This window comes from Ruegeria sp. CJ3 (genome assembly GCF_056536725.1).
Genome location: NZ_JBQFQE010000008.1, coordinates 143,537 through 170,508 on the forward strand (window position 1 = coordinate 143,537; position 26,972 = coordinate 170,508).

At 62.2% G+C, this 26,972-nt stretch carries 26 protein-coding genes and 1 pseudogene; 15 read left to right on the forward strand and 12 right to left on the reverse strand.

Going from position 1 to position 26,972, the window contains the following annotated elements:
- Positions 1-13: 13 nt before the first annotated feature.
- A complete protein-coding gene (locus ACR0J1_RS15205) occupies positions 14-1,522 on the reverse strand; it encodes a PAS-domain containing protein (RefSeq protein WP_480733811.1) in 1,509 nt (502 codons plus the stop codon).
- A 66-nt stretch (positions 1,523-1,588) separates the two neighbouring features.
- Positions 1,589-2,980, reverse strand: coding sequence for a sensor histidine kinase RegB (gene regB / locus ACR0J1_RS15210; protein ID WP_480733812.1), 1,392 nt, complete (start codon positions 2,978-2,980; stop codon positions 1,589-1,591).
- A gap of 90 nt (positions 2,981-3,070) precedes the next feature.
- Between regB and ACR0J1_RS15215 the strand changes: the two genes are divergently transcribed.
- Positions 3,071-3,691 (forward strand): SCO family protein, encoded by a 621-nt coding sequence (locus ACR0J1_RS15215; protein ID WP_480733813.1) that lies wholly within the window; start codon positions 3,071-3,073, stop codon positions 3,689-3,691.
- Positions 3,692-3,777: 86 nt separating this feature from the next.
- The gene (locus ACR0J1_RS15220) at positions 3,778-4,332 is read left to right on the forward strand and encodes an ActR/PrrA/RegA family redox response regulator transcription factor (RefSeq protein WP_480733814.1); all 555 of its coding nucleotides are present in this window, start codon (positions 3,778-3,780) and stop codon (positions 4,330-4,332) included.
- Positions 4,333-4,354: 22 nt separating this feature from the next.
- Here the strand turns inward: ACR0J1_RS15220 and ACR0J1_RS15225 are convergent, their stop codons facing one another.
- Together ACR0J1_RS15225 and ACR0J1_RS15230 are read right to left on the reverse strand one after the other, a co-directional pair.
- Positions 4,355-5,077: a hypothetical protein gene (locus ACR0J1_RS15225; protein WP_480733815.1), complete on the reverse strand. Its 723-nt coding sequence runs from the start codon at positions 5,075-5,077 to the stop codon at positions 4,355-4,357.
- A 108-nt stretch (positions 5,078-5,185) separates the two neighbouring features.
- Positions 5,186-5,779, reverse strand: coding sequence for an HD domain-containing protein (locus ACR0J1_RS15230; RefSeq protein ID WP_480733816.1), 594 nt, complete (start codon positions 5,777-5,779; stop codon positions 5,186-5,188).
- Between the two features lie 209 nt (positions 5,780-5,988).
- On the opposite strand from ACR0J1_RS15230, the gene ACR0J1_RS15235 reads away from it, so the two are divergent.
- The 3 genes from ACR0J1_RS15235 to ACR0J1_RS15245 all read left to right on the forward strand — a co-directional run bounded on the left by ACR0J1_RS15235 (position 5,989) and on the right by ACR0J1_RS15245 (position 8,557).
- Complete coding sequence (locus tag ACR0J1_RS15235) at positions 5,989-6,306, forward strand: hypothetical protein (RefSeq protein WP_480533803.1); 318 nt, start codon at positions 5,989-5,991, stop codon at positions 6,304-6,306.
- Positions 6,307-6,408: 102 nt separating this feature from the next.
- On the forward strand, positions 6,409-7,797 hold the full coding sequence (gene ahcY, locus ACR0J1_RS15240; RefSeq protein WP_480733817.1) for an adenosylhomocysteinase: 1,389 nt from the start codon (positions 6,409-6,411) through the stop codon (positions 7,795-7,797).
- A 13-nt stretch (positions 7,798-7,810) separates the two neighbouring features.
- Positions 7,811-8,557: an extensin-like domain-containing protein gene (locus ACR0J1_RS15245; protein WP_480733818.1), complete on the forward strand. Its 747-nt coding sequence runs from the start codon at positions 7,811-7,813 to the stop codon at positions 8,555-8,557.
- A gap of 36 nt (positions 8,558-8,593) precedes the next feature.
- Here the strand turns inward: ACR0J1_RS15245 and ACR0J1_RS15250 are convergent, their stop codons facing one another.
- Positions 8,594-9,667, reverse strand: a complete 1,074-nt coding sequence (locus ACR0J1_RS15250; RefSeq protein ID WP_480733819.1) for an L-dopachrome tautomerase-related protein — start codon at positions 9,665-9,667, stop codon at positions 8,594-8,596.
- A gap of 89 nt (positions 9,668-9,756) precedes the next feature.
- On the opposite strand from ACR0J1_RS15250, the gene ACR0J1_RS15255 reads away from it, so the two are divergent.
- On the forward strand, positions 9,757-10,632 hold the full coding sequence (locus tag ACR0J1_RS15255; protein WP_480533811.1) for a LysR family transcriptional regulator: 876 nt from the start codon (positions 9,757-9,759) through the stop codon (positions 10,630-10,632).
- 116 nt (positions 10,633-10,748) lie between these two features.
- Positions 10,749-11,090 (forward strand): DUF2853 family protein, encoded by a 342-nt coding sequence (locus ACR0J1_RS15260; protein ID WP_480533813.1) that lies wholly within the window; start codon positions 10,749-10,751, stop codon positions 11,088-11,090.
- Positions 11,091-11,280: 190 nt separating this feature from the next.
- Here the strand turns inward: ACR0J1_RS15260 and ACR0J1_RS15265 are convergent, their stop codons facing one another.
- Genes ACR0J1_RS15265 through tsaD form a run of 4 tightly spaced genes read right to left on the reverse strand, consistent with a single transcriptional unit; the run spans position 11,281 to position 14,027 of the window.
- A complete protein-coding gene (locus tag ACR0J1_RS15265; RefSeq protein WP_480733820.1) occupies positions 11,281-11,703 on the reverse strand; it encodes an EVE domain-containing protein in 423 nt (140 codons plus the stop codon).
- Positions 11,703-11,972, reverse strand: coding sequence for a YciI family protein (locus ACR0J1_RS15270; RefSeq protein WP_480733821.1), 270 nt, complete (start codon positions 11,970-11,972; stop codon positions 11,703-11,705). Before ACR0J1_RS15270 ends, ACR0J1_RS15265 begins: the two co-directional genes overlap by 1 nt.
- Before the next feature lies 1 nt (position 11,973).
- Positions 11,974-12,936: an NAD(P)H-dependent glycerol-3-phosphate dehydrogenase gene (locus tag ACR0J1_RS15275; protein ID WP_480733822.1), complete on the reverse strand. Its 963-nt coding sequence runs from the start codon at positions 12,934-12,936 to the stop codon at positions 11,974-11,976.
- A complete protein-coding gene (tsaD, locus tag ACR0J1_RS15280; protein WP_480733823.1) occupies positions 12,933-14,027 on the reverse strand; it encodes a tRNA (adenosine(37)-N6)-threonylcarbamoyltransferase complex transferase subunit TsaD in 1,095 nt (364 codons plus the stop codon). The genes ACR0J1_RS15275 and tsaD overlap by 4 nt, the downstream gene beginning before the upstream one ends.
- 97 nt (positions 14,028-14,124) lie before the next feature.
- On the opposite strand from tsaD, the gene ACR0J1_RS15285 reads away from it, so the two are divergent.
- Genes ACR0J1_RS15285 through ACR0J1_RS15295 form a run of 3 tightly spaced genes read left to right on the forward strand, consistent with a single transcriptional unit; the run spans position 14,125 to position 17,671 of the window.
- Positions 14,125-14,838 carry a uroporphyrinogen-III synthase gene (locus ACR0J1_RS15285; RefSeq protein WP_480733824.1) on the forward strand — a complete coding sequence of 238 codons (714 nt, stop codon included), beginning with the start codon at positions 14,125-14,127 and terminating at the stop codon, positions 14,836-14,838.
- Positions 14,839-14,886: 48 nt separating this feature from the next.
- Entirely contained in the window at positions 14,887-16,149 is a 1,263-nt protein-coding gene (locus tag ACR0J1_RS15290; protein WP_480733825.1) for a COG4223 family protein, read from the forward strand.
- A 10-nt stretch (positions 16,150-16,159) separates the two neighbouring features.
- Entirely contained in the window at positions 16,160-17,671 is a 1,512-nt protein-coding gene (locus ACR0J1_RS15295; RefSeq protein ID WP_480733826.1) for a heme biosynthesis HemY N-terminal domain-containing protein, read from the forward strand.
- Positions 17,672-17,674: 3 nt separating this feature from the next.
- On the opposite strand, the gene ACR0J1_RS15300 is transcribed toward ACR0J1_RS15295, so the two are convergent.
- The 3 genes from ACR0J1_RS15300 to ACR0J1_RS15310 are packed head-to-tail and all read right to left on the reverse strand — an operon-like array spanning position 17,675 to position 20,764.
- Positions 17,675-18,706 (reverse strand): ABC transporter substrate-binding protein, encoded by a 1,032-nt coding sequence (locus ACR0J1_RS15300; RefSeq protein ID WP_480733827.1) that lies wholly within the window; start codon positions 18,704-18,706, stop codon positions 17,675-17,677.
- Entirely contained in the window at positions 18,706-20,100 is a 1,395-nt protein-coding gene (locus ACR0J1_RS15305; RefSeq protein ID WP_480733828.1) for a sensor histidine kinase, read from the reverse strand. Before ACR0J1_RS15305 ends, ACR0J1_RS15300 begins: the two co-directional genes overlap by 1 nt.
- Positions 20,093-20,764: a response regulator transcription factor gene (locus tag ACR0J1_RS15310; protein WP_480733829.1), complete on the reverse strand. Its 672-nt coding sequence runs from the start codon at positions 20,762-20,764 to the stop codon at positions 20,093-20,095. The genes ACR0J1_RS15305 and ACR0J1_RS15310 overlap by 8 nt, the downstream gene beginning before the upstream one ends.
- Positions 20,765-20,953: 189 nt before the next feature.
- Here ACR0J1_RS15310 and ACR0J1_RS15315 point away from each other — a divergent pair.
- From ACR0J1_RS15315 to ACR0J1_RS15335, 5 genes and pseudogenes are all read left to right on the forward strand, one after another.
- Positions 20,954-21,850: pseudogene (locus tag ACR0J1_RS15315) on the forward strand (tripartite tricarboxylate transporter permease); the annotation flags it as partial.
- A gap of 105 nt (positions 21,851-21,955) precedes the next feature.
- Positions 21,956-23,041, forward strand: coding sequence for an MHYT domain-containing protein (locus ACR0J1_RS15320; protein ID WP_480733844.1), 1,086 nt, complete (start codon positions 21,956-21,958; stop codon positions 23,039-23,041).
- Positions 23,042-23,179: 138 nt separating this feature from the next.
- Positions 23,180-24,013, forward strand: a complete 834-nt coding sequence (locus ACR0J1_RS15325; protein ID WP_480733830.1) for an FAD binding domain-containing protein — start codon at positions 23,180-23,182, stop codon at positions 24,011-24,013.
- A gap of 12 nt (positions 24,014-24,025) precedes the next feature.
- Positions 24,026-24,520 carry a (2Fe-2S)-binding protein gene (locus tag ACR0J1_RS15330; RefSeq protein WP_170355562.1) on the forward strand — a complete coding sequence of 165 codons (495 nt, stop codon included), beginning with the start codon at positions 24,026-24,028 and terminating at the stop codon, positions 24,518-24,520.
- Positions 24,517-26,934 carry an aerobic carbon-monoxide dehydrogenase large subunit gene (locus ACR0J1_RS15335; protein WP_480733831.1) on the forward strand — a complete coding sequence of 806 codons (2,418 nt, stop codon included), beginning with the start codon at positions 24,517-24,519 and terminating at the stop codon, positions 26,932-26,934. The genes ACR0J1_RS15330 and ACR0J1_RS15335 overlap by 4 nt, the downstream gene beginning before the upstream one ends.
- Positions 26,935-26,972 lie beyond the last annotated feature (38 nt).

Sequence of the window (26,972 nt, forward strand, 5' to 3'; positions counted from 1 at the left end):
GCCGCAACCCGGATCAGGCGCTGATCTTGCGGATTTCCTCTGGGGTGTGGGCGCTGTCGCTGGTGCCGAACCGGACGATGGTCGCGCCATTCTGCATCGGGTTGACCGTACAGGTCAGCACGGCGCCGTCGCGCAGCGTCAGATCGGCGGACCATTCGGCCCGGTTCTCGCGTGCGGCGACGAAATCGCGGATTTCACCCAGAACCGGGGTGGCGGTGCAGCGGTCCTGCCACTGGCGGGTGACGTCCAGCACGGTCACAGGCTCAAACCCGGCTTCATCGCTGCCGCCCCACAGCATCCGATAGGCATAGTTGGTCAGCGCCAGCGTTCCGTCATCCGAGAACACCGCGATCGCATCTGCCAGCTTGTCCAGAATGGATTGCATTAGGTCCATCTCGGACCGGAAGCGACGGGTCAGCGTGATCTCGGCGGTGATATCCTCGAACAGGAAGGCCACCGCGCCGTCGGGATGCGGGCGGCCGCTGACGGAATAGACCGACCCCGAGGGCAGCGACCACGTTTCCTGATAATTGCCGTCCTGCGCCGCCTCAAGCAGATCGTTCATCTGGTTGCGCCAGCTGCGATAGTTCTTGGGCTCGGGCATCATGTGCTGATCGCGCAGCCGGTCGAAAAAGCTGGACAAGCTGGGGCGGCAGCTGAGGAAATCGGGCGGCAGCGTGGTCAGGTCGATCAGCGCGGGGTTGAACAGGGCAAGCTGCCGGTTGCGGTCGAAAATGGCCAAACCTATCGACAGCTGGGCGAAGGTCTTGGTCATGGTCTGGACGAATTTGCGCTGCGCCACCTCAGCCTCGACAATCGCATTGATATCAACCGCATAGCATAGCTGCCCCTGTTCATGAGATACCCGGGTCAGGTCGAACCAGAGCTTCGCGTCACCGCCTTGCACCGGTATCGGGACGCGGGTTTTCCGACCCAGCTGTGCCTCGTCCTGCGGAGTGGGGAACAACGGGATCGTCAGATCGGCATCGGGACCGCAGGCCTTGCGCGCCAGCGCAACATAAGCTGCATTGCACCAGCTGACCTTGTTGGCGCTGTCCAGCAGCCAGACCGGGTAGGGTGCCTGGTCCATGGCCAGCCGGATCGGATCATCCTGATCCCGCCGGGCCACAGGGGCGCCGTCGGTCAGGTCGCGCAACTGCACCCGGACGATGCCGTCGATCCATTCGCAGACAACTTCGCGCCGGACTGTGCAGTCTATGGCGGGGACCACCAGATTACCCTTGTAGCAGACGATTTGCGGGGTTTCGGGGAAGGCCGGGAAATCCCGCTGCAGCAGCCGCCGCAGATCGGCCCAGCAGGTGACCGCCTCGTACCCGTCCAGCGCGATATCGGAATGGCCGATCAGATGTTCGTCCTCGAATAGGAACACCGCATCGAACAGGCACCCGCGGGCCGACAGCCCATAGTCGCCCCCTCGATATGGTCTGCGCGGCAGCAACCAGCGCATTGCAAAACCCGCCGAAACCAGACTGATTGCAGCCAGAATCATCCAGTCAGCCATTGCTGTCGTGTCCCTGAAAAACCATCGGACCCCTGTATGCCGGCGAAATGTTAACGGGGTCTTAACTCAGATCTGAAACGGCTGGTTTGCGCCCGAGGGCACCGGGGTATCCCCGGTCTGTGCGTCGATCAGCTTGCGCGGCCAGACCACCTTGACGATTGCTCCGCGCCGCTCGGGCTGATCGGTGAGGTTCTGATAGGGGTCGGCCCCGTTGGCAAAAAAAAGCTCGGCCCCGCTGCGTTCCAGCAGGGTTTTCGCGATGAACAGGCCCAGACCCATACCCTCATATTCCGGGCGGCTGCTGCGGTCGGCGCGCCGCCGACGCATGAACGGATCCCCGATCCGTCCGATGATATGCGAAGGGTACCCGCGCCCGTCATCCATGATGCAGACGGTGATCTGGTCTGCCGTCCAACCGGCCTCGACCCACACCTGCGTCTGGGCGAAATCCACCGCGTTCTGGATCAGGTTGCGCAGCCCGTGAATGATCTCGGGCTTGCGCAGAATTGACGGTTGCTGCACGTCTCCGTCCTGCAGCGGCCCTTCGGCGAAATGCACTTCTGTGCCACGGTCGACATGCGGTTCTGCCGCTTCGTGGATCACCGCCGACAGCGGGGCCTGACGCAGATGCAGGTCGTCTTTGCCCGCCCGGCCCATGTCGCGCAGGATATCGCGGCACCGGTCCGCCTGTTCGCGGATCAGGGCGGCGTCTTCCTTCAGCTCGGGGCGGTCGTCCAGTTCTTCGATCAGTTCCGAGCTGGTGAGTTTTATGGTTGCCAGCGGCGTGCCCAGTTCATGCGCGGCGGCGGCGACCACGCCGCCCAGATCGGTCAGTTTCTGTTCGCGTGCCAGCGCCATATGGGTGGCCGACAGCGCCTCGGACATCGAATGCACCTCGGAACTGACGCGGTGGGAATAGGCGCCCAGAAACACGATGGCGATGATAATCGCGGCCCAGTTGCCGAACAGCAGGATGTCGGGGATGTCCAGCACCAGGCCCAGATCGGTGCGCAGCGGCAGGTGAAACTGCGCCAGCAGAGTGGTCAGGATCACCGCCACCCCGCCGATGATCAGGGTCGAGCGTGTGCTCATCACGCTGGCGGAAATCGTGACAGGGCCGACCAGCAGCAGGGCGAACGGGTTGTTCAGCCCGCCGGTCAGATACAGCAGGAAGGACAGTTGCAGCAGGTCGAACAGCACCATCAGGAAGTTTTCAAACTCTGACAGGCGCTTGTTTTCGGGGAACAGCAGGATGGCCGTGAGGTTGCCCATGACCGAGACGCCGATGGCGAAATAGCACAGGCCCAGCTCCAGCTGCACGTCATAGGACTGTTGCGCCACGGTGATCGCGGTGATCTGGCCGACGATGGCGACCCAGCGCAACAGGATCAGCGTGCGCAGTCGGATCCATGTGCTGCGCTCGTGCCCGCGCCAGAGGCTGGTATTGGAATCGGTCATCGGTCGATTATGTCCTATTGCGTCGGCCCCTCATGTTGATAGGTGTCCGCGCCGAAACGATCAATAACCCCTCATGCGAGGAACGCCACCATGATCCGCCTTTATGCCATACTTGCAGCCGTTGTTCTGGCCATCGGGTTGGGGGCCATGTGGCTGCTCACGCGGGGCGCAGGATCGGATGACAGATTCGCCCAATGTCGGTCCAGCCAGATCGCGGGCGGCACCGCAGCCATTGGCGGCCCGTTCGAACTGCTCAACGCCGCAGGTCAGACCGTGACTGACAAGGATGTGATCACCGAGCCGACGCTGATCTATTTCGGCTATACCTTCTGCCCCGATGTCTGCCCCTTCGATATGTCCCGAAACGCCGAGGCGATCGACATTCTGGCCGAGCGCGGTCAGTCGGTGACGCCACTGTTCATCTCGATCGACCCCGACCGCGATACGCCCGAAGTCATGGGCGATTACGCTTTCAACCTGCACGAGCGCATGATCGCGCTGACCGGATCGCCCGAGCAGGTCAAGGCGGCCAGCAAGGCCTACAAGACCTATTACAAGGCCCATGACAAAAGCGACGAGTATTATCTGGTCGACCATTCCACCTTTACCTATCTGGTCACCCCCGAGGACGGTTTCCTTGAATTCTTCAAGCGTGACGACACGGCCGAGCAGATGGCGGACAAGGTGGGCTGCTTTATCGACCGGCTCTAGGCTGCGACGGGTTGTTTGACCTTTGGAATGGCGCTGCTATTACTCATGTTCAAGCCAAAGGCATGAAATAGCGGAAAGACCCACATATGGCAGACAGTTCCCAGCTTGACATCGGCCCCGACAAATCGCTGCTTCTGGTCGATGATGACGAGCCGTTTCTGAGACGCCTGGCCAAGGCCATGGAAAAGCGCGGGTTCGAGGTTGAAACAGCAGGCTCGGTCGCCGCAGGCCGTGCCATTTCCACCGCCCGCCCGCCTGCCTATGCGGTGGTCGACCTGCGGCTTGAGGATGGCAACGGTCTGGACGTGGTCGAAGTGCTGCGTGAAAAACGCCCCGACAGCCGGGTTGTGGTGCTGACCGGCTACGGCGCCATTGCCACCGCCGTGGCCGCCGTGAAGATCGGCGCGACCGACTACCTGTCCAAACCCGCCGATGCCACCGACATCACCAATGCGCTGCTGGCCAGAGGCGACGAACTGCCCCCACCGCCAGAAAACCCCATGAGCGCGGACCGCGTGCGCTGGGAGCATATCCAGCGGGTCTATGAGCTGTGTGATCGAAACGTCTCCGAGACCGCGCGGAGACTGAACATGCACCGTCGGACGTTGCAAAGGATTTTGGCGAAGCGCAGTCCGCGGTGATCTAGAGAATTCCAACGAGAAATCACTGATCAATTTCTGTGCGCAGTTTTTGTATGCTATCCTGTCTCGTAATGGGGTTTGGAAAACTTAAAACCCCTTTTGTTTCAAATACCTCTAACATAAATGGAAGTGCAATCTCGGAATCTCTCAGTTCAGGTTCCCAAACCCCATTGATGAGTGCCAAGCTCATGCGGCGCATTATAGACTCCCAGCTTTCTTGAAGCGCTTCGCCAGCATCACTGTTAATGAAAGCAGCGTATTCGCTCAGCTCTTTTGAAGACAGCGTCTCTTTGATCTCAGTTTCATCGAGCTCCAGAATACCAGAAAGAATAATGTCTTGGCTTTCTGCCGACATTTGTTTCGATGCCTTACTCGAAGAAGCGGCCAGCAGCTTTTGCCCTACATCTAGCCGATGGAATGTAGAAATCTGATCCAAGTGACTGGAGCTGAACGTCTCGAGGTAGATCCTTTCGCCAGATTCCAGGTAACTTCGGATCGCGAGGTCGGTGATTTCATTTGGTATCATCTCTGCGAAGCGATCAGCGTCGCGAATTTTGATATCTCGTTCAGCAAGCGGATTTGCGAGGGCTCTAACGTGTATACGTGCCGCCCATCGTCTCACCGCTTGAACAGTTTCTGAGTTCAGATGCTGGCTCGTAAGGAACACCGCATCATCGGCTGGAGATGCCGCAGCTTCGGATTGCAGAAAAAATAATGTAATCAATGTGGTAAGGAGTTTGCGCATTTTGGTTTAATGGGCCAATTCGATTTGAAAATTCATAGCCAAACTAAGAATGTTAGATGGCAAAACTATTGTTTCGATAGTTGAGAGAGACGTATTATCCGACACCGGCTAGAAGCAGGCGAGTAATGTTTCATGTTTTGACAAATACGCTTCTCTCACCTCAATGGGCGGGCGCAGTGTGATCGCCAGCCCCTCCATCACCGCCTTATCCGGCTGCCCAAAGAACTTGCAGGCCTCGGCCTCGGAAAACCCCGCGATCTGCGTTGCCTCCATCCATGCGCTGATCTTGTCGGCCTTTTTGATCTGCCGTTTCACCGTCTTCGGCACCTCGGCGGGCAATCCGAACCGGATGTGTATCGCTGCCGCCAGACGGTCATCCAGCGCGCCGTAATCCGGGCCAACGGCGGATTTGACGGGCGAGATCATGTCTCCGATCACATATTCGGGGGCATCATGTAACAACGCAGCCAGCCGCCATTTCACGGGTGCCTTTGGCGCAATCCGGCCAAAAAGCTCTTCGACCAGCAGGGAATGCTCGGCCACGGAATAGGCAAAATCGCCCGCCGTTTGCCCGTTCCAGCGCGCCACAAAGGCCAGACCATGGGCGATATCCTCAATCTCGATATCCACCGGGGTGGGGTCCAGCAGGTCCAGCCTGCGGCCCGACAGCATCCTTTGCCATGCGCGGGGTTGTGTTGCCATTTTGCCATGCCTTGTGAAGTGGGACACATAAAATTCGCGTCTTTATGCTATGATGTACCTGTCAGGATCACCGGCTGCCAACATTTTCTTGAGCACTCGTGCTTTGAAACCGTTCGGTACGATCCCGACATCAAGGACTGAGGGGGGTGCTGACTCCTCCCAGTTATGCGCCCCTCTCGAAACGAAACTCGTATCGAAAGGAGCTTGTCATGTTCAAGCGTCTACTTGGAATTGCCCTGACCTTTGGTATGGCCGCGACCGCGCCGCCGGCCTTTGCCCAAAATAACTGTGCCGTCCGCGATCAACTGATTTCCAATCTGCAGGACAAATACGCCGAGGAATTGGCCTTTGGCGGGTTGCAGAAATCTCGGGGCGCGCAATCTGTGATGGAGGTCTGGACCTCAAAGGAGACGGGAAGTTACACCGTTCTGGTCACGCAACCCAACGGCATTAGCTGTATTGTCGCTGTCGGTACTGATTTTTTCGAGGCGATCCCCAAGATCAAGGTCGAGGGTACGCCAAGCTGATTATCAAGGCGTAAGTTCCCGTTTCCGGCCATCCTCGTTGCCACTTGCCCGAAGGAATGCTAGGGGCAATCCGGATCAAGATTTACCGGAGTGGAGCACCTGATGGCCGGGGACTATATCGTTAAAGACATTTCACTGGCGGGCTTTGGCCGCAAGGAACTGGACATCGCCGAAACCGAAATGCCGGGGCTGATGTCACTGCGCGCCGAATACGGCGAAAGCAAACCGCTGAGCGGTGCCCGAATTGTTGGCTCGTTGCACATGACCATCCAAACCGCTGTTCTGATCGAAACACTGGTTGCGCTGGGCGCGGATGTACGCTGGGCATCGTGCAACATCTTCTCGACGCAGGACCATGCGGCGGCGGCAATTGCCGATGCCGGTATTCCGGTCTTTGCTATCAAGGGCCAGACGCTGGAAGAGCACTGGGACTATCTGGACAAGTCCTTCCTGTTCGAAGACGGCCCAAACATGATCCTCGACGATGGCGGCGACGCCACGCTGTACATCCTGCTGGGCGCGCGCGCCGAAGCAGGGGAAGACATCATCCCCGTTCCGGGTTCGGAAGAGGAAGAGGTGATCAAGAAGCAGATCGCCAAGCGTATGGCCGCATCCCCGGGCTGGTTTACCAAGATGCGGGATCAGATCCAGGGCGTCTCTGAGGAGACCACCACTGGCGTGAACCGCCTGTATCAGCTGGTCAAAGACGGCCACTTGCCGTTCCCGGCGATCAACGTGAATGACTCGGTCACCAAGTCGAAGTTCGACAACAAGTATGGCTGCAAGGAATCGCTGGTCGACGGGATCCGCCGCGCCACCGACACCATGATGGCCGGTAAGGTCGCCGTTGTGTGTGGCTATGGCGACGTGGGCAAAGGCTCGGCCGCTTCGCTGCGTGGTGCGGGTGCCCGGGTGAAAGTCACCGAAGTCGATCCGATTTGCGCGCTGCAGGCCGCGATGGACGGATTTGAAGTCACCCTGCTGGAGGACGAAGTTGCCAGCGCGGATATCTTCATCACCACCACCGGCAACAAGGACGTGATCCGCATCGAGCATATGCGCGCGATGAAGGACATGGCCATCGTCGGCAACATCGGCCATTTCGACAACGAGATTCAGGTGGCCAGTCTGAAGAATCACAAATGGACCAACATCAAGGAACAGGTGGACATGATCGAGATGCCCTCGGGCAATCGTCTGATCCTGCTGTCCGAAGGTCGTTTGCTGAACCTTGGCAACGCCACCGGTCACCCTTCATTCGTGATGTCGGCCTCCTTCACCAATCAGGTTCTGGCCCAGATTGAGCTGTTCACCAAGGGTGATGAATACAAAAACGATGTCTACATCCTGCCCAAGCATCTGGATGAAAAAGTCGCCCGTCTGCATCTGGACCGCATCGGCGTGAAGCTGACTCAGATGGACAGCGAGCAGGCGGCCTATATCGGCGTGAAACCCGAAGGTCCCTATAAGCCCGAGCATTACCGCTACTGATTGCGGATCGGGTATGACCGAACCTTCAGGACGCCGCCGGTTGATGAAACTGGCGGCGTTTTTCTTTTCAATCATCGTATTTCTATTCCTTGTTGGATCGGGCGGGTACCTGTTGTTGGCGCACCCCAAAACCCCGCTGCCCGCGTATTGGAATCCCCTTCGGGACCTGACCCTGACTGCCCCGGTCACGCCTGCCACCAAGTTCCAATTGAACCGCGCGCTGGCGGATGAGGCACAGTGCCGGGCGACCCTGTCACAAGCCGGTGCCGCGTTCTCGGAGATGGAGGACTTGGTGGTCGATCAGAACTGCGGCATCGCCGGTCGGGGATCGCTGTCACGGTTGGTCAGTGCCCGGATCAGCGGGGTGGAAACCCGCTGTACGACTGCCCTGCGCTTGGCGATGTGGGAACATCATGTGGTGCAACCCGCCGCGCGCGACCTATTGGGGACCGAGGTGCGCGCATTGCGACATCTGGGCAGTTACAATTGCCGCCGCATGCGCACCTCGCAGGGTGAAAACAGCGGATGGAGCAGCCATGCTACGGCAGATTCCATCGATATTGTGGGGGTTGAGCTGGCGGACGGGCGAACGCTCAGCCTGCTACAGGATTGGACGACACCGGGCCCCGAGGCTGACTTTCTACACCGGATCGGAAAAGGGGCCTGCGACTGGTTCCGCGTGGTGCTGGGCCCCAATTTCAATCGCCTGCACGCGGATCATTTCCATCTGCAAGGCCCCGGTTGGGGCTATTGCCGGTAGGTGGTCCGGCCCCGCTTCGCAGGGCCGGGGATTCGCTTAGCGTCCGCTGACCGCGTCAGACAGCGATTTGAACCGGACGATCTTGTAGATCCCTTTCGAGGCATCCTCGCCATTGTTCAGAACGGGCGAGCGGTGCAACTCGTTAATCGTGGCATAGACATATCCATCCGCACCGATCGAGAACCCGTCCGGCCACGGCAATTCATCATCCGACTGGAACAACACTTCATAGGTCCCGTCCGGCTTGGTCACACCCAGCGCATTGTCCGTCATCGCGGTGATGTAGACATTGCCACCGGTATCCACGGTCGAGCCATCCGAGATCGGCTTGTCGCCATAGCGTTCGACCTGCGCCTCAAGCTCGGCGTCCGACAGGCTTTCATCCAGAAGTGCGGCGGTCGGGATGCGATACATCGCGCTGGCCGTCATCGGGGCGAAATAGACCCATGTGTTTGTCGGATCGACGGTGATCGGGTTGATGCCGATCTTGGCCGGATTGCCGCCCAGCGTGATCTCGCGCCCGTCGATGACCATCGGCGTATCTTCGGGAATCGTATATTGAGAGCCTTCCAGAACCCGCCGCGCGCGTCCGGTGTCCAGATCGACCACGATAATGGCCGAGTTCTGACCGTCACCCGTGTCCGAGATGTAGATGGCCCCATGATCGCGATCCACGGCGAGATCGTTCAGGAACGAGGTCGGGCGCGCGACAGGTGCGCCGATATAATGAATCGCATGCAGCGTCTCGGTATTGGTGTCCCAACCGACAACGCGTCCGGTCTGGTTCTCGCCCTGACCATCCAGCATCCACAGGATACCATCGCGATCTGCGCGCAGCCCCAACACACCGTTCAGCCCATCCGCATCATCGTTTGGCGCGCGCGCCCAATCTTCGGTCGGATAGGGTTTGGTGGACCCGTCCGGCATCACCTCGACCACGCGCAGTTCGGGGCCGTAGAATTCGTGCACGGACATGAACATGCGCCCATCCGGGCCAATGGCCAGATTACCCGGGGGCATGGCCTTTTCGAACTCAAGATAGGTTTCCAATTCCGCTGCAGTTGCAGGGGCAGCCAGCGCAAGGGCGCAAATGGCGAACAGGTGTTTCATGGGGTCCTCCTCTGATACCCGCTCAGATACCATTTGAAATTTTTCACGATAACTGGCTTGATCCTGAAACCAGCATCAGGATTTTTCGAATGTACCATGTGAACGATCTGCTCACCTTTGTCTCGGTTGCCAAAACCGGGGGCGTGGGGTCCGCCGCGAAGGCGCTGGGCGTTTCGGCGGCGACGGTCAGCCACCGCATTGCCAAGCTTGAGGATGTGCTGAACCTCAAGCTGTTTCACCGCAACAGCCGTACCGTGCAGCTGACCAATGAAGGCCATATCTTTCTGGACCGGATCGAACCCGTCCTGGCCGATCTGCGCGACGCCGAACTTGACGCGGGCAGCGGCACCGGCGCGCTGCGCGGGCATCTGAGGGTGACGCTGTCGCCGTGGATCCTGTCGCGGTTCATCATGCCGCTGATGGAGGATTTTCAGACCCGCCACCCCGACCTGTCCGTCGAATTCCTTGCGGTCGACCGTTATGTCTCGCTGGTGGATGAAGGCATCGACTGCGCCATCCGCGTGGGCCAGTTGGCCGACAGCACCCTGAAGGCCCGCAAGCTGAGCGATAATGACCGCCTGATCTGCGCCGCGCCCGCGTTTTGCGACCGCTACGGCACGCCGCAGACGGTCGAGGATCTGCGCCTGATGCGCTGGGCCTGCCTGCCGTGGCAGACCCGGTTCGACCTGCGCGACGGCACCCGCCTGACCGTGCCCACCCGCATTGCCGTGTCGAACTCGGACATGCTGACCGAGGCGGCGGTGCAGGGGTTGGGCCTTGCGGTCAAATCCCGTCTGGCGGTACAGCGCGAATTGGATCACGGGCTGCTGCGCGAGGTCATGCCCGGCGCCTTGCGCGCACCTGATGCGCCGATTGCGTTCGTTCACGCCGGCAACGCCACGCCAGGCCGCAAGGTGCGCGCCTTTTCCGATCTGGCCACGCAGGCGTTTCAGGCCCGCGCTTAGGGGGAAAGCGCCAAAATTTTCCCTTTGTCCGATGCGCTTATCTGGCTAACCTTTCCCCACCCGCCCCAAGGGTTTGATTTTAACGCAGCAATGACTGTCTGACGGGAGAGTATTTTATGGGAAAACGTGACGAGCTGATCGCCAAATACGCCGAAGATCTGAAATCGAAATGCGGCATGGATGCTGATATGGACCTGCTGACCAAGGTCACGATCGGCTGCGGCCCGGCAATCTATGACGCTGATGCCTCGACTGTGGCGGCCAGCCAGGAGGGCGAGCTTGAGACGGTCAAGAACAACTTCCTGATCAAGAAGCTGGGCCTTTCGGACGGTCCCGAGCTGATGGAAGCGATCAACAAGAGCATGGAGACCTATGGCATGTCCGAGCGCAACAAATACCGCGCCGTGGTCTATTACATGCTGACCAAGCATTTCGGCAAAGAGTCGGTCTATGGCTGACGCACCTGGCGGGCGTCTTGGATTTGAGATGTAATTTAAGGACTTGGTGTTTGAACCGTCCGCCGTGTGTGGGCTAAGGTCGCGGAAAGACCAGGACGGTCAGAGCCATGAAATTCCATACGCGTGTGGTGAGTTGGGAGCACGCGGGGGTAGGGAAGGTTCTGCATCGTCAGGACCTTCCCATTTTTCTTCAGTCGGGCTGCGTCTCGCCCAGCCCGCAGATCACCGCCCATTCGGCCTCGGTCACCGGCTGCACCGACAGGCGCGAATTGCGCACCAGCACCATTTCGGCCAGCCGCTCGTCGGCCTTGATCTGGTCCAGCGTGACCGGCGTCGTGAAGGGGCGCACCGCCTTGATGTCCACACACTCCCAGCGGTCGTCATCGGTGGTGCTGTCGGGATGGGCCTCGGCGCAGACCTCGACAATGCCGACAATCGCCTTGTCCTTTTGCGAGTGGTAAAAGAACCCCCGGTCGCCCACCGCCATCTGCCGCATGAAATTGCGCGCCTGATAGTTGCGCACCCCGTCCCATTCCTCGCCCGCGTCGCCCTTGGCAACCTGCTGGTCCCAGCTCCAGGTCGAAGGTTCGGATTTGAACAGCCAATAGGCCATCAGCCCACCACCCGTTTCCATGGGATCAGCTCGACCGACTCGAACAGCCCCGCCATCGCATAGGGATCGTTCGTGGCCCAGTCCTGCGCGGTGGCCAGATCCTCGACGTCGAGTATGATCAGCGAGCCGATCATCGCCTCTCCGTCCAGCAGGGGGCCGGCCTGCGCGACGACACCGGTCTCTTCGATATAGGCCAGATGGGCGGCGCGGTTGCCCAGCCGGGTCTGCAGCGCGCCAGCCTTGTCGCGCGCGATCAGGGCGATCAGCATGTTATTCCTCCTTCAGGGGTCGGTTGAGCAGCGACTGAATCGCCTGCGCCACACTGTAGGCGCCATGACTGAGTTCTGCCACCGTCGTACTGATGGGCATGTCCAGACCTTCGGCTTTGGCGATGTCGGACATGGCGCGCGCGGTGGCGACGCCCTCGACGGTCGTGCTAGGGTCAAAATCCGCGTTTCGACCCAAACTCAGACCAAAACGGTAGTTCCGTGACAGATCGGACGAGCAGGTCAGCACCAGATCACCGAGCCCCGAGAGCCCCATCAAGGTCTCGGCCTGCGCGCCCCGCATCGCGGCAAAGCGCTGCATCTCGGCAAATCCGCGCGTCAGCAGGGCCGCTCGGGCGCTGTCGCCCATCCCGGCGCCGATACAAGCGCCGCAGGCGATGGCGATGACATTCTTCAATGCTCCGCCCAGTTCCGCGCCCACCGTATCGGTGGTGCGGTAAAGCCGCAGATTGGCCGAGGTCAATTCGCGCTGCAAGGCCTGCCCCAGATCGGCCTCGGCACAGCCCAACGTCAGCGCCGTGGGCAACCCGCACGCGATGTCGTCGGCAAAGCTGGGTCCGGTCAGCAGGGCAGGGCAGGCGTCCGGGACCGTCTGGCGGATGACCGAGACCGGCCCCAGTCCGGTCGACAGCTCGATCCCCTTGCAGCAGGCGACCAGCGTCTTGCCGGTCAGAACCGGGGCATGGTTCTGCAGGGCGCCGCGCAGTTTCTGCATCGGGATCGAAAGCAACAGCGTTTCGCTTTCTGCAGCCTGCGCGATGTCCGAGGTGACGTTAATCCCGTCAGGCAGTGTTACGCCGGGCAGCCGTGCCGCGTTTTCGCGGGTGGTTTGCGTCAACCGGGCCTGTTCCGCATCGCGCGCCCACAGCGTCACCGGCCCGTTCCCAGCCAGTGAGATTGCCAGCGCGGTGCCGAACGCACCCGAGCCCAGAACCGAAACGCTCATGCCTTGGCCCCCTTCTTGCCGCTGCCCAGCATAGCCGGGCTTGTCTGATCCAAGGGCCAGCGCGGACGGGCGGTCAAGTCCAGCCCGTCGCGTGCGCCGCTGCGAAACCGTTCGAGCCCGGCATAAGCGATCATCGCCGCATTATCCGTACACAACGCCAACGGCGGCGCGGTGAACCGCGCGCCTGCCTCGGCACAAACAGTCTCTAATGCGGTGCGAATGGCCGAATTGGCCGCCACGCCCCCCGCAACAGCGACAACCGGATCGGGCGGGCTTTCGGCCAGATACAGCGCCAGCGCCCGGCGGGTTTTCTCGGCCAGTGTGTCGACGACGGCTTGCTGAAACCCTGCGCACAGATCGGCGCGGTCCTGCCGCGTGAGCCCGCCTTTTTCACCAACGATCTGGTCCCGCATCCGCATCAGCGCGGTCTTCAACCCCGAGAACGACAGGTCACATCCGGGCCGGTCAAGCAAAGGCCGGGGAAAGCGGAACCGGTTGGCATCACCCGCGCGCGCCTCGGCCTCGACCGAGGGCCCGCCGGGCTGTGGCAGGCCCAGCAGACGGGCGGTCTTGTCGAAGGCCTCACCCGGCGCGTCGTCGATAGTGCCACCCAGACGGGTGAAGCTTTCGGGCCCGTGGGCGATCAGATATTGGCAATGCCCGCCCGAGACCAGCAGCATCAGATAGGGAAACGCGATCCCGTCCGTCAGCCGCGGCGTCAGCGCGTGACCCGCCAGGTGGTTCACCCCGATCAGCGGCAGCCCGGTTGCCGCGCTGATCCCCTTGGCGCACATAACGCCGGACATCACCCCACCGATCAGGCCGGGCCCGGCGGTGACGGCCACCGCGTCAATCTCGGCCAACGTCAAATCCGCCTGTGTCAGAGCCTGTTTTACGCAGATATCCAGTTTTTCCGCATGGGCGCGTGCCGCGATCTCGGGCACCACGCCGCCATAGGCGCTGTGCAGGTCCGTCTGGCCATGCACGACCGAGGCCAGAATCTGCGCCTCCGACTCGGCCCCGCGCACCACGGCGGCTGCGGTATCATCACAGCTGCTTTCCAGCCCGAGGACGGTAAGTGTTTGCACCATTGGCCTGATCCGTTGCATCATGATCTTATGGCGGGGTAGCACCCCGCGCGGACGCAAACAATCCCAGGGCCGAAGGCACCGACCGTTGTATTTGTTGATGACCCGCCCTCGCGCCGCCTCGGACAGGTTCGTTGCGCAGTTGCCCGACAGTGTTCGGTCCCGGGTTTCGGTTCTGTATTCCCCCCTTCTGGACATCAGGCCGCTGGCGGTGCCGGTGGACACCAGCGAGATGCGCGGGCTGATCTTTACTTCGGCCAACGGGGTGCAGGCTGCGGCGTCCCTGGACATCGATCGCGGGCTGCCCGCCTGGTGCGTGGGACCGGCCACAACCCAGGCCGCGCGATCGGCGGGTTGGGATGCCCAGATGATCGGCGGCACCGCCGAAGAGCTTGTGGCCGGCCTGTTACGGCTGCGGCCCCCGACGCCGCTGCTGCATCTGCGCGGTGAACACAGCCGCGGCAATATCGCGGAACGATTGACGGGTTCCGGCCTGACCACCCGCGAACAGCCGGTCTATCATCAGCATCTGCTGCCGCTCAGCGATGAGGCCTCGGTCGTGGCCGAGGGTGATCAGCCGGTGATCGTGCCGCTGTTTTCGCCCCGCACCGCGCGACAATTCGCCAATGTCTGGCCCGGCCCGGCGCCCTTGTGGCTGGCCGCGATCAGCGAGGCGGCGGCGGAACCGGTTAGCTCTCTGGCCGCCGAGAAGCTGGTCATCGCCCGTGAACCCACCCCGGCCCGAATGCAGAAAGCCGTTAAAAAACTTGTGAAATACGCGATGCGGGTTGAGGGTGCGCCGGGTGCGGATTAACTTGGGTTGGTCTGTTGTTCATGTGTTTCAGGAATCAATAAGGGGATTATGCCGGTGGCTGATAAGAAAAAACCCGATCAGGAACCGGTCGAAGACCTCAATGTTGAAGAACTGACCGAGGATGCCGGGGCTGAAAACGCCCCCAATAAAGCTGACGATTCGGTTGACACCACCGAGCCTGCTGCCGAGGTAACTTCCGAAGCCGAAGCCGAAGCCGAAGCCGAAGCCGAAGCCGAAGCCGAAGCCGAAGCCGAAGCCGAAGCCGAAGCCGAAGCCGAAGCCGAAGCCGAAGCTCCGCCCGCGCCGGTCGAGGAAAAGATCATCGAGCGCACCGTGGAAAAGCGCGGCGGCTTTGTCCCGGCGCTGATCGGGGGCGTTATTGCCGCCGGGATCGGCTTTGCCGTCGGCAATGGGGGCCTGCTGTCGCAGGGCTCGGACCAAACCGACACTATCGCGGCGCTTGAGAAAAAACTGGCCGATCAGTCGGATCAACTCAGTCAGCTGGCCAAGAGCCTGTCGGACAGCCCTGATGTCTCGGGCCTGTCGGACCAGATCACTGCCCTGACTAACAAGCTGACCCCGATCGAAACCGATCTGGGCGCGGTCAAATCCGGCCTGGATGCGCTGGGTGGCAAGGTTGATCCGCTGGCCGACCGTCTGACCGAGTTGGAAAAGCGGCCTGTCACCGATGCGGCCTCGCCCGCTGCGGTGGCGGCCTATGAGGCGGAACTGAAGAAATTGCAGGACTCGCTGGCGACCCAGCGGGCCGAGGTGGAAAAGATGGTCTCGGACGCACAAGCGCTCGAGGCCAAGGCCGCATCCGAGGCCCGCGCGGCGACCAACACCGCCATCCTGTCGCGGCTGCAGGGCCAGTTGGATACCGGCCAGCCCTATGATGAGCTTGTGAGTGAGTTGAAGGCGAGCGGGGTCGATGTCCCCGCCGCGCTGTCGGACCCGGCCGAAAAGGGGGTTGAGACGATTGCAGCCCTGCGTGCGTCTTTTGAACCGGTCGCGCGTTCGGCGCTGGCGGATGCGCGCGACGCGGACAAAGGCACGGGGCTGGTGGCGTTTCTGCAGCGTCAGACCGGCGCGCGTTCGGTGACGCCGCAGCAGGGCGATGACCCTGATGCGGTTCTGTCGCGGGCGCAGGCGGCGCTGGCCGATGGCGATGTGGCCACCGCGCTGACCGAGTTGAAATCGCTGCCCGAGGCGGCGCAGGCCGCCTTGGCCGAGTGGGAACAGGCGGCCCAGACGCGGTTGTCGGCGGTGGAAGCCGCACAGGCGCTGACATCCGGCGCGAATTCGAACTGAGGGGCCTGACATGCTGTGGTCATTGTTAAAAATCCTTGTTTTTGTTGCGATTATCGGCCTTCTGGCCCTGGGTGCCGGGTTCCTGATGGAATCCAGCGGCGGGGTGCAGATCACCGTCGCAGGCACGGAATACACGCTGGGCCCGCTGCAATCGGTGATCGCGCTGGGCGTGCTGGTGCTGGCGGTGTGGCTGTTCTTCAAACTGCTTAGCCTGCTGATTGCGACGCTGAAATTCCTCAACGGTGATGAAACCGCCCTGTCGCGCTATTTCGACCGCAGCCGCGAACAGCGCGGGTATCAGGCGCTGTCGGATGGGTTGATGGCGCTGGCCTCGGGCGAGGGGCGTATTGCCATGACCAAGGCGGCCAAGGCCGAAAAGCTGCTGAACAAGCCCGAGCTGACCAACCTGCTGGTGGCGCAGGCGGCTGAGATGACGGGCGACACGCGCAAGGCGTCCGAGACGTACAAGAAGCTGGTGACGAACAGTGCAACCCGCTTTGTCGGTGTGCGCGGGATCATGAAACAGAAATTGGCCGAGGGCGATGACGACACCGCCCGCAAGCTGGCCGAAAAGGCGCTGGCGATGAAGCCCCGGCACGAGGAAACGCAGGACGTGCTGCTGACCCTGCAGACCAAGGCGCAGGACTGGGCGGGCGCGCGCTCGACCCTGACAGCCAAGCTAAAATCGGGCCATCTGCCGCGCGACGTGTTCAAACGCCGCGACGCGGTGCTGGCCCTGTCCGAGGCGCGCGATATTCTGGATGAGACCAGCACAGTCGAACAGCAGGAGCACGCGATCGAGGCCAACCGTCTGTCGCCCGATCTGGTGCCCGCCGCCGCAATGGCTGCGCGGGCCTATCTGGCCAAGGGCAAGTCTCGCGCTGCGACCAAGATTCTGAAGAAGGCGTGGGAGGTGCAGCCGCATCCCGATCTGGCCCATGCCTTTGCCGAGATCGCGCCGGATGAAACCCCGGACCAGCGGATCAAGCGCTTCACTGCCCTGACCCGCATTCACCCCGATCACATGGAAACTCGCCTGATCCGGGCCGAGTTGAACATCGTGGCCGAGGATTTCCCCGAAGCCCGTCGCGCGCTGGGCGATCTGGTCGAGAAACAGGCCGATGCGCGCGCCTATACGCTGATGGCGGCGGTCGAACGGGGCGAGGGTGCCTCGGATGCGGTGGTACAAGGCTGGTTGGCCAAGGCGCTGACCGCGCCGCGCGGTCCGCAATGGGTGTGCAACAACTGCCATGACATTCAGCCCGAATGGGGCCCGGTCTGCCAGAACTGCAACAGCTTTGACACGCTCAGCTGGCAGACCCCGCAAACGCCCGAGCTTGCCAGCGCGACCGGTGTGCACATGCTGCCGCTGATCGTCGGCGCGCTTGAGAATCAGGCCGAGATGGACGAGGCCGACGCGGACGAGGCGGCAGAGGATGAAACCCCCGCCGAGGCACCCGAAGAGGACGTGATCGAGGTGCAGGCCGAACCGGTTCGGGATGATGTCGCCCGGCAGGCCTGATCGTCAGCGCGCGGTTTCCACGTTGAACGCGTCGTTCCACAGCTTGAACAGCTCGGCCCGCCGGTTCTGATCGCGCGCGACCAGCAGGGCGGGCGACAGCGGAATGAACCGCCGGGCGCTGGGCGCAAGCCCGGTATCGGCGGCGTCCAGCCGGGCCACCAGACCCGAGGCGGCCAGCAGGTCCTGCGCCTCGGGCGACAGCAGGAAATCCAGCAGCCGGGTGGCGGCCTGCGTGTTCTCGGCCTGCTGCGGGATCATGTAGGCGCGGGATAGGACCAGGGTGTAATCCTCGGGCAGGATGACACCCACACCGGGGGCCTCGGCGCTGGCGACATACGACCCCAGCACGTTATAGGCGATCAGAAACCGCCCCTGCGCCACGTCGTCGATGATGCGCGCCGAACAGCAGGTGGCCACCGCGTCGATGCGCGCAAAGCCTTCGATCAACGAGCCGAAGGTCGTCGCCTCGAGGCTGTCGCCATAGGCAAACAGATATCCAAGCCCCGAGGCGGCGATGTCATAGGTGGCAACCCGCCCGCGCAGCAACTCGGGCTGGGTGCGCATCGCGTCCAGCAGGGCAAAGCGGCTGCGGGGAACCTCGTGATCCTTCAGCCCGTCCTTGTTGTAGACGATGACGGCGGGCTCGGTCGTGATCCCCCACAGCTCCTCCCGCCAGCGGCGGGCGGACGGCAACGCCTGCGTCGCGGGTGAGCTGTAGCGGCTGGCACAGGCCGCGTTGACCAGCCAGACCATCTGCTGCACCGCCGAAGACAGCACCGCATCCGCCGCGCCTTCGCCGGTTTTGCAGGCCGTCCGGCTGTGCTGAAACAGCGCGTTTGATCCCCATTGCTCATAGGTGATGGTCAGGTTCGGGTTCAGCACCGCAAACCGTTCGATCACCGGGCGGATGATGGCGATGTCGGTGGTCGAGCGCACCAGCATCGCCTCGGGGCCTTGCCCAAACTGCGCCGTATCTTCCTGCGCCTGTGCAGCGGTCGTCAGGGTCAGCAGGAAAAGACCGATAAGCCGGATCATCAGGTGCCTCCTTCCGAAGCCGCCGGAAAGCTGAGCGCGGCGCGAAAGCCGCGGTCGTCGCTGGCCATTTCGACGGTGCCGTCGAAGGCCTCGGCGGTGGATTTCACGATCGACAGGCCCAGCCCGGTGCTGTCCTCGCCCGAGCCTGCGTTGCGGTTGAACCGCGCGCCCAGATGGTCGGCAATCGCCCGGTCCGGCCCCGGCCCGCAATCGCGTACCCACAGCACGGCGCGACCCTCGGCCAGTTCGGCCCCGATACTGACCGGAGGCTGCCCGTGCCGCAGCGCATTGCCCAGCAGGTTCTTGGCCGCCTCGCCGATGGAAAAGGCGTCGGCCCGCACCAACACCGGTTGCTCGCCGATCTCCAGCCGGACCTCGACACCGGGGGCGATGACCTCGTGATCGCGCTGTTCGACGATCTCCAGCGCGACCTCGCGCAGATCGACGGCGCGGCGCGGGGCGCTGTCGATACGGTGGATGACCATCGCGCGCGACAGAAGCTGATCCAGCAGCGTGCCCAGAGACCGGGTGCGGCCCAACAGCCGGTCCAGCGCCCGGGCGCGGGCCGGGGCGTCGGGGTCGTCCTGCGCAATCTCGGCCTGCACGCGAATGGCTGCGACGGGGGTGCGCAGCTGATGGGCGGTATCGGCGATCAGGTTGCGCATCGTGTCCACCTGTCGGTCCAGCCGCCCCATGAACCGATTCATCGCGCCCAGCATCACCTGCAATTCACGCGGCAATCCGGCGCTGGGCATCGGCGTCAGATCATACGGGTCGCGCCCGGTCAGATCATCCGACAGCGCCTCGAGCGGGCGCAGGGCCGAGCGGGTGACAAACCACGACATGATGACCAGCAACCCTCCGGCAAGCGCCATCGGCAACAGCGCGTCGCGCATCAGCCCAGCGGTCATCGAATGGCGCGCGCGCAGGGTCTGGCCGACCAGAATCTCGACCTCGCCCGAGAAATCACGTTCGGCAAACAGCCGTGTCAAGCGGACAAACCGCGCAGGCTCGCCATTCAGATCGGCGGCGAAATATTGCGGCGCGGTGCCGGTGGTGGGCGGGGTGTCGATCACCGTGTCGCGGTCCAGACCGGTGATGAAGGGGCCGTCGGGCACCTGAACGGCGTAATAGATGCGATCCTCGGGCGCCTGTGCCAGCAGTTGAAAGGCCGAAACCGGCAGGTCCACCACCGGCGCGCCGTCCTGAATGCGCACCGATTCCGCGATGTCGCTGGCCGCGCCCAGCAGCAGCCGGTCATAGGCCTGCCGTGCCGCCAACCGCCCGTTGGCCCAGATCGACAGTGCCACCAGTAACCCACCCAGCACCAGGATCAGCACCACGGCACTGAGCACGCGGGCCGTCAGGCTGTGGGGCAGGCGCAGGCTACCCATCCAGCCCGATCCGGTATCCCACCCCGCGTTGGGTGGTGATGCTTACAGCACTGTCGGCGAATTTCTTGCGCAGCCGGGCGATATAAAGCTCGATGGCGTTTTCGCCCACATCCGCGTCCTCGAACCCATAGAGCGAATCGTAAAGCCGCGCCTTGGACATATACTGCCCCTCGTGCCGGATCAGGGCGTCCAGCACGGCGGCCTCGCGCGCGGTCAGGTTCAGGCGCTTGCCGTCCAGCGTGGCGCTGCGGTCCTTGGGGGCGTAGATCAGGGGCCCCAGCGTGACCTGTTCGGTCTTGCGATCCGCATCGCGGCGCACCAGCGCGCGCAGCCGGGCCTCAAGCTCGCGCTGATCGAAGGGCTTGCCCAGATAATCGTCGGCCCCCTTGTCCAGCGCGGCCACGCGATCCTCGACCGAGGTCAGCGCCGTCAGCATCAGAACGGGCGTCCGGTCGCCCGACGCACGGATTTTGGCAAGAAAGTTCAAACCCGACCCGTCGGGCAGGTTGATGTCCAGCAGCATGGCGTCATAGCTTTGCACCGCGCGGAAATCCCGCGCCGCCTCGACCGTGGTGGCCAGATCGCAGACCACGCCGGATCGCGCCAGATGGGCGACCACGCCCTCGGCCAGATCCTCGGCATCTTCGATCATTAGAACGCGCATATCCCTTTCGCCCCCTTGGCCCGTTTGGCGTGACAGGTTCGTGACAGGTTTATCGTTACACAGAATGAACCTGCACGAAAGGGCCCGGCCTTGGCGGGGATCGGTTTCGGCCGCGCGCGCGGCCCAGAAAGACCCTAGGAGGAGGAACGAATGAAACTGTTTGGAACCAGTGGCGCAATTGCGGCTGCTGTCTTTGCCCTGTCCGAAGTGTTCATCTTCCTTGAACACCGCCACGGCGGGTCGGATGCCACCAGCAGCAAGCTGAACATTGGCCGCCTTTATCCGCCGCTGTCGATGGTCATGAAGTGCACACCGACCATGCTGCGGACGTCCTTCCTTGGCTTCATTGCCGGTGTTCTGCCGGGGGCGGGCGCGTCGCTGGGCTCGTTCATCTCGTATTCGATGGAGAAGCGGCTGGTCGATAAAGAGAACACCTTTGGCACCGGTGATCCCCGTGGCGTGGCCGCGCCCGAGGCCGGCAACAACGCCGCCGCCGGCGGTGCCCTGGTGCCGATGCTGGCGCTGGGCGTGCCGGGGTCGGGGACCACAGCCGTGTTGCTGGCGGTTCTGCTGGCGCTGAACGTCACGCCGGGTTCGCTGTTGTTCACCCAGAACCCAGATGTGGTCTGGGGCCTGATTGCGGCGCTGTTCATTGCCAACTTCATGCTGCTGGCGATGAATATCCCGATGGTGGGCCTGTTCAACCGCGTGCTGATGGTGCCCTCGCGCATCCTGATGCCGATCGTGGCGATGGTCAGCTTTGTCGGCATCTACGGCATCTCGGGGTCCAGCTTTGACCTGCTGGTGATGATCGGGTTCGGCGTGATGGGCTGGGTTCTGCGCAAGCTGGACGTGCCGCTGGTGCCGATCATTCTTGGCACGCTGCTGGGCAACTCGATGGAGAACAACCTGCGCCGCGCCGTCACCATCGACAACGGCAATTGGTGGACCCTTGTCGACAGCCCGCTGGCCATCGGACTTTTGGCGATTGCGATCATCGGCTTTGTCCTACCCCTGATCGTGGGTGCGCGGGTCAAGGCCAAGATGCACCAGCGCCGCGACGAAGAAGGCGCGATCAGCGATTGATACTGTTGGGGCCGCCCGCCAACCGGCGGCCCCAAACCCCCGATTGTTCCCGTCAAATCCGTTTGCTAACGTCTGTTCACGCCGGGGGAGGGCGTGCAGACCGAAATGCTGGATTATTCGCATAACGCCTGGCTTGTGGCGGCTTCGCTGGCCGTCGCCCTGATGGCGGGTTTCACCGGCCTCTATCTGACCCACGGCGCGTCGCGGCTGGACAGCCAGCGGCGCAAGCTTGTGGTGGCGCTGGCGGCGGTCGTGCTGGGCGGCGGCATCTGGTCGATGCATTTCGTCGCCATGCTGGGGCTGCAACTGCCGATCCTGTTCTATTACGACGCGCTGATCACGCTGATCTCGGCGCTGGTGGCGATCCTGATGGTGGGGCTGGCGCTGCTGCTGCTGCATTTCCGGCCCCGCACAGCCCAGACCATGGTCGGGGCCGGGGTGATCGTCGGTCTTGGCATCGTGGTGATGCACTATATCGGCATGGCGGGGATGCAGCTGTGTCGCCCGGTCTACAACGCGCTGGATGTTGCCTTGTCGACGCTGGCCTCGGTGATCTTGTCGGTTGCCGCGATCTGGGTGGCCTATGGCAACCGGACCCAGCGTAACATCCTGCTGGGCACGGTCTGTTTCGGGCTGGCCGTGTTCACCATGCATTTCGTCGCCACCGGCCTGACCGATTTCATCGCCAGCGACAGCCCCGGCGGCGCGGGCCCGGCGCTGGACAATCAGGTTCTGGCCATGGGCGTCACCGTTTCGGTTTTTCTGATCTGCGGCGCCTTCCTGCTGACCGGGATTTCCTTCGTCGAGCCGAAAGAGCCCCCCGCACAGCCCACCCCGGCGCCCGAACCCGCAACCTTGCGCGCGGGCGTCCCGTTCGAACGCGAAGGCCAGACCTTCTTTGCCGAACCCGCCCGCATCGCCGCCATCCGGGCCGAGGGGCATTACACCGTCCTCTACATGGGGTCCGAGAAACTCTTTTGCCCGTGGTCGATCACCGAGGCTGAAACCCGCCTGCAACCTGATGGGTTCCTGCGCGCTCATCGCAGCTATCTGGTCAATCCCCGCCACGTCTCAAGCTTCGAGCGGCACAAGGACAATGGCACCTGCTATTTCGAAGGTGTGGATGCTTTGCCCAAAGTCCCGGTCAGCCGGTCCCGCCTAGCCGACATCCGCGACGCGTTGGGCCTCTGATCGCAACTCGTGCAGCCCATTCGCATTTCGTGAAACAAGCTGCGCGCCCCGTTTCCGCTGTCTGGAACGGCTGACGCCGCCCTCGTTTTCTATCCACAGGTCCCCCAAGGCATTGCGTCGGACCCAGGGAGGAAAAATATGATACCAGCCGGATTTGAGTATCACCGGCCAGGCGACATCGCCTCGGCCATTGGTATTTTGCAGGAACACGGAGACGAGGCGCGCGTGATCGCGGGCGGGCACAGCCTGATCCCGATGATGAAACTGCGCATGGCCGAGATGGGCCATCTGGTCGATCTGCAGGCCATTGAGGAATTGAAGGGCATCGAGGTCGGTTCAGACACGGTTACGCTGGGCGCGATGGTCACCCAGCACGAGTTGATCACCCATGAAGGTCTGGAGTCCGCCGTTCCGCTGATCCGGGAAGCGGCGTTGCAGATCGCGGACCCGCAAGTGCGTTATGTCGGGACAGTTGGCGGCAACGTGGCCAATGGTGATCCCGGCAACGACATGCCGGGGCTGATGCAATGCCTGAACGCCACGTTCGAACTGTCCGGCCCCGATGGGTCGCGCAGCATCGCCGCGCGTGAGTTTTACGAGGCGGCTTATTTTACCGCCCGTGAGGACGAAGAAATCCTGACCCGCATCTCGATCCCGGTGCCCGGCGCGGGTGTCGGGCAGGCCTATGAAAAGCAAAAGCGCAAGATTGGCGACTATGCCACCGCCGCCGCTGCGGTGATGGTCGGCAATGGCACGGCCTCGGTCGCGATGACCAATCTGGCCGACACGCCGGTCTGGTCCGAGGGTGCCAGTGCTGCGCTGGCGGATGGCGATGTGAATGGCTGCGTCGCTGCGATGCTGGACGCAATTGATCCTGTGGCCGACAATCGTGGCCCCGTCGAATTCAAGAAACACGTGGCCGCCGTGATGCTGCACCGCGCCATCGACCGTGCGCTAAGCCGCGCGGGTTGAGGGGAGGAACCAATGTCAAAAATGCACGTCAAACTCACCGTGAATGGCAAAGAGGTCGAAGGTCTGGCCGAGCCGCGCACGTTGCTGATCCACTTCCTGCGGGAAGATCTGAAAATCACTGGCCCTCATATCGGTTGTGAAACCAGCCATTGTGGCGCCTGCACCGTGGATATCGACGGCAAATCCGTCAAATCCTGCACCACTTTTGTGGCGCAAGTGAACGGCGCAGATATCACCACCGTCGAAGGGCTGACCAATGACGATGGCAGCCTTGGCGTTCTGCAGGAAATGTTCCGCGAACATCACGGGCTGCAATGTGGCTTCTGCACGCCGGGCATGATCACCCGCGCGCATCGTCTGTTGCAGGAAAATCCGAACCCGACCGAAGAGGAAATCCGCTTTGGCATGGCCGGCAACCTCTGCCGCTGCACCGGATACCAGAATATCGTCAAGGCGATCTCGGCCTCGGCTGACATGCTGAACGCTCAGAAGGAGGCCGCGGAATGAACGACCAGACACTGACCCCCGAAGAACGCGCCGCCAACCTCAAAGGCATGGGCAGCTCGCGCAAACGCGTCGAGGATGTGCGCTTTACCCAAGGCAAAGGCAACTATGTCGATGACATCAAGCTGGACGGGATGCTGTTCGGCGACTTCGTGCGCTCGCCCTACGCGCATGCCCGCGTTGTCAGCGTGAACAAAGAGGCCGCTTTGGCGATGCCTGGCGTGATCGCTGTTCTGACAGCCGAAGACCTGTCTCCGCTGGGCCTGCACTGGATGCCAACGCTGGCCGGTGACAAGCAGATGGTGCTGGCCGATGGCAAAGTGCTTTTCCAAGGGCAGGAGGTTGCCTTTGTCGTCGCCGAGGATCGGTATATCGCAGCGGATGCTGCGGAACTGGTCGAGGTCGAGTACGAAGAACTGCCCGTTCTGACCGACCCGTTCGAAGCGCTGAAATCCGATGTGGTCCTGCGCGAAGACCTTGAGGGGCAGACCGAAGGTGCGCACGGACCGCGCAAGCATCACAACCACATCTTCACCTGGGAACAGGGCGATAAGGACGCGACCGAGGCCATTCTGGCCGAGGCCGACGTGGTGGCGGAAGAGATGGTCTATTACCACCGCACCCACCCTTGCCCGCTTGAGACCTGCGGGTCCGTGGCCAGCATGGACAAGGTGACCGGAAAGCTGACGCTCTACGGGACGTTTCAGGCCCCGCACGCGATCCGGACGGTTGTCTCGCTGATCTCTGGCATCGCCGAGCACAATATCCGCGTGATCAGCCCTGATATCGGTGGCGGGTTCGGCAACAAGGTTGGGGCCTATGCGGGCTATGTCTGCTCGGTCGTGGCCTCGATCGTGACCGGCAAGCCGGTGAAATGGGTCGAGGACCGGATGGAGAACCTGATGTCCACCGCCTTTGCCCGTGACTACTGGATGCAGGGCAAGATCGCCGCCACCAAGGATGGCAAGATCACCGGTTTGTGGTGCCATACGACCGCGGATCACGGCGGGTTTGACGCCTGTGCCGATCCAACCAAGTTCCCGGCGGGGTTCATGAACATCTGCACGGGGTCCTATGACATCCCGACGGCCTATCTGGCGGTGGATGGGGTCTATACCAACAAAGCGCCGGGCGGTGTCGCCTATCGCTGTTCCTTCCGCGTGACCGAGGCGGCGTATTTCATCGAGCGCATGATCGAGGTTCTGGCCATCAAGCTGAACATGGACGCGGCCGAGCTGCGGCGGATCAACTTCATCAAGGCCGATCAGTTCCCGTATCAATCGGCGTTGGGCTGGGAGTATGATTCAGGCGACTATCACACAGCTTGGGACAAGGCTCTGAAGGCTGTTGATTATGAAGGTTTGCGCGCTGAACAGGCGCAGCGGGTCGAGGAGTTCAAGGCCGGAAAGACTCGCAAGCTGCTGGGCATTGGTCTGACGCATTTCACCGAAATCGTCGGCGCGGGACCGGTCAAGAACTGCGATATTCTCGGACTTGGCATGTTCGACAGCTGCGAAATCCGTATCCACCCGACGGGGTCCGCCATCGCGCGGCTGGGGACGATCTCGCAGGGTCAGGGCCATGCCACGACCTTTGCCCAGATCATCGCCAGTGAGATCGGCTTGCCCGCTGATGACATCACGCTGGAGGAAGGCGACACCGATACTGCGCCCTATGGTCTGGGAACCTATGGCTCTCGGTCCACGCCTGTCGCGGGCGCGGCAACGGCCATGGCCGCGCGCAAAATCCGCGCCAAGGCGCAGATGATTGCGGCTTATCTGCTTGAGGTCCACGACGACGATGTCGAGTGGGATGTTGATCGGTTCTCGGTCAAAGGCGCGCCCGAGCGGTTCAAGACCATGAAGGAAATCGCCTTCGCCGCCTATAATCAGGCAATCCCGGGGCTGGAGCCCGGTCTGGAGGCGGTCAGCTATTACGATCCGCCGAACATGACCTACCCGTTCGGGGCCTATATCTGTGTCATGGAGATCGATGTGGATACCGGTGAATGGGACGTTCGCAAGTTCTATGCGCTGGATGATTGCGGCACCCGGATCAATCCGATGATCATCGACGGGCAGGTCCATGGCGGCGTGACCGAGGCGCTGGCCATCGCGATGGGGCAGGAGATTGCCTATGACGAGATGGGCAATGTGAAGACCGGCACGCTGATGGACTTCTTCCTGCCGACCGCTTGGGAGACGCCGAACTATATCACCGACTATACGGTTACGCCGTCTCCGCATCATCCGATTGGGGCGAAAGGCGTCGGTGAGAGCCCGAATGTCGGGGGCGTGCCTTGTTTCTCGAACGCGGTGCATGATGCGTTCCGGCCCTTCGGGTTGGTGCAGAGCCATATGCCGCATGATCATTGGCGGATATGGAAGATCGCCAATGGGCTGGGGATGCATGGGTGATTGGGGTCGGACCGGCTTGGGCCGGTCCGACGGAAGCA

Coding starts and splice junctions, on each gene's coding strand:
- ACR0J1_RS15205 (WP_480733811.1), bottom strand. CDS start 1,522: ATGGCTGACTGGATGATTCTGGCTGCAATCAGTCTGGTTTCGGCGGGT.
- regB (WP_480733812.1), bottom strand. CDS start 2,980: ATGACCGATTCCAATACCAGCCTCTGGCGCGGGCACGAGCGCAGCACA.
- ACR0J1_RS15215 (WP_480733813.1), top strand. CDS start 3,071: ATGATCCGCCTTTATGCCATACTTGCAGCCGTTGTTCTGGCCATCGGG.
- ACR0J1_RS15220 (WP_480733814.1), top strand. CDS start 3,778: ATGGCAGACAGTTCCCAGCTTGACATCGGCCCCGACAAATCGCTGCTT.
- ACR0J1_RS15225 (WP_480733815.1), bottom strand. CDS start 5,077: ATGCGCAAACTCCTTACCACATTGATTACATTATTTTTTCTGCAATCC.
- ACR0J1_RS15230 (WP_480733816.1), bottom strand. CDS start 5,779: ATGGCAACACAACCCCGCGCATGGCAAAGGATGCTGTCGGGCCGCAGG.
- ACR0J1_RS15235 (WP_480533803.1), top strand. CDS start 5,989: ATGTTCAAGCGTCTACTTGGAATTGCCCTGACCTTTGGTATGGCCGCG.
- ahcY (WP_480733817.1), top strand. CDS start 6,409: ATGGCCGGGGACTATATCGTTAAAGACATTTCACTGGCGGGCTTTGGC.
- ACR0J1_RS15245 (WP_480733818.1), top strand. CDS start 7,811: ATGACCGAACCTTCAGGACGCCGCCGGTTGATGAAACTGGCGGCGTTT.
- ACR0J1_RS15250 (WP_480733819.1), bottom strand. CDS start 9,667: ATGAAACACCTGTTCGCCATTTGCGCCCTTGCGCTGGCTGCCCCTGCA.
- ACR0J1_RS15255 (WP_480533811.1), top strand. CDS start 9,757: ATGTACCATGTGAACGATCTGCTCACCTTTGTCTCGGTTGCCAAAACC.
- ACR0J1_RS15260 (WP_480533813.1), top strand. CDS start 10,749: ATGGGAAAACGTGACGAGCTGATCGCCAAATACGCCGAAGATCTGAAA.
- ACR0J1_RS15265 (WP_480733820.1), bottom strand. CDS start 11,703: ATGGCCTATTGGCTGTTCAAATCCGAACCTTCGACCTGGAGCTGGGAC.
- ACR0J1_RS15270 (WP_480733821.1), bottom strand. CDS start 11,972: ATGCTGATCGCCCTGATCGCGCGCGACAAGGCTGGCGCGCTGCAGACC.
- ACR0J1_RS15275 (WP_480733822.1), bottom strand. CDS start 12,936: ATGAGCGTTTCGGTTCTGGGCTCGGGTGCGTTCGGCACCGCGCTGGCA.
- tsaD (WP_480733823.1), bottom strand. CDS start 14,027: ATGGTGCAAACACTTACCGTCCTCGGGCTGGAAAGCAGCTGTGATGAT.
- ACR0J1_RS15285 (WP_480733824.1), top strand. CDS start 14,125: ATGACCCGCCCTCGCGCCGCCTCGGACAGGTTCGTTGCGCAGTTGCCC.
- ACR0J1_RS15290 (WP_480733825.1), top strand. CDS start 14,887: ATGCCGGTGGCTGATAAGAAAAAACCCGATCAGGAACCGGTCGAAGAC.
- ACR0J1_RS15295 (WP_480733826.1), top strand. CDS start 16,160: ATGCTGTGGTCATTGTTAAAAATCCTTGTTTTTGTTGCGATTATCGGC.
- ACR0J1_RS15300 (WP_480733827.1), bottom strand. CDS start 18,706: ATGATCCGGCTTATCGGTCTTTTCCTGCTGACCCTGACGACCGCTGCA.
- ACR0J1_RS15305 (WP_480733828.1), bottom strand. CDS start 20,100: ATGGGTAGCCTGCGCCTGCCCCACAGCCTGACGGCCCGCGTGCTCAGT.
- ACR0J1_RS15310 (WP_480733829.1), bottom strand. CDS start 20,764: ATGCGCGTTCTAATGATCGAAGATGCCGAGGATCTGGCCGAGGGCGTG.
- ACR0J1_RS15320 (WP_480733844.1), top strand. CDS start 21,956: ATGCTGGATTATTCGCATAACGCCTGGCTTGTGGCGGCTTCGCTGGCC.
- ACR0J1_RS15325 (WP_480733830.1), top strand. CDS start 23,180: ATGATACCAGCCGGATTTGAGTATCACCGGCCAGGCGACATCGCCTCG.
- ACR0J1_RS15330 (WP_170355562.1), top strand. CDS start 24,026: ATGTCAAAAATGCACGTCAAACTCACCGTGAATGGCAAAGAGGTCGAA.
- ACR0J1_RS15335 (WP_480733831.1), top strand. CDS start 24,517: ATGAACGACCAGACACTGACCCCCGAAGAACGCGCCGCCAACCTCAAA.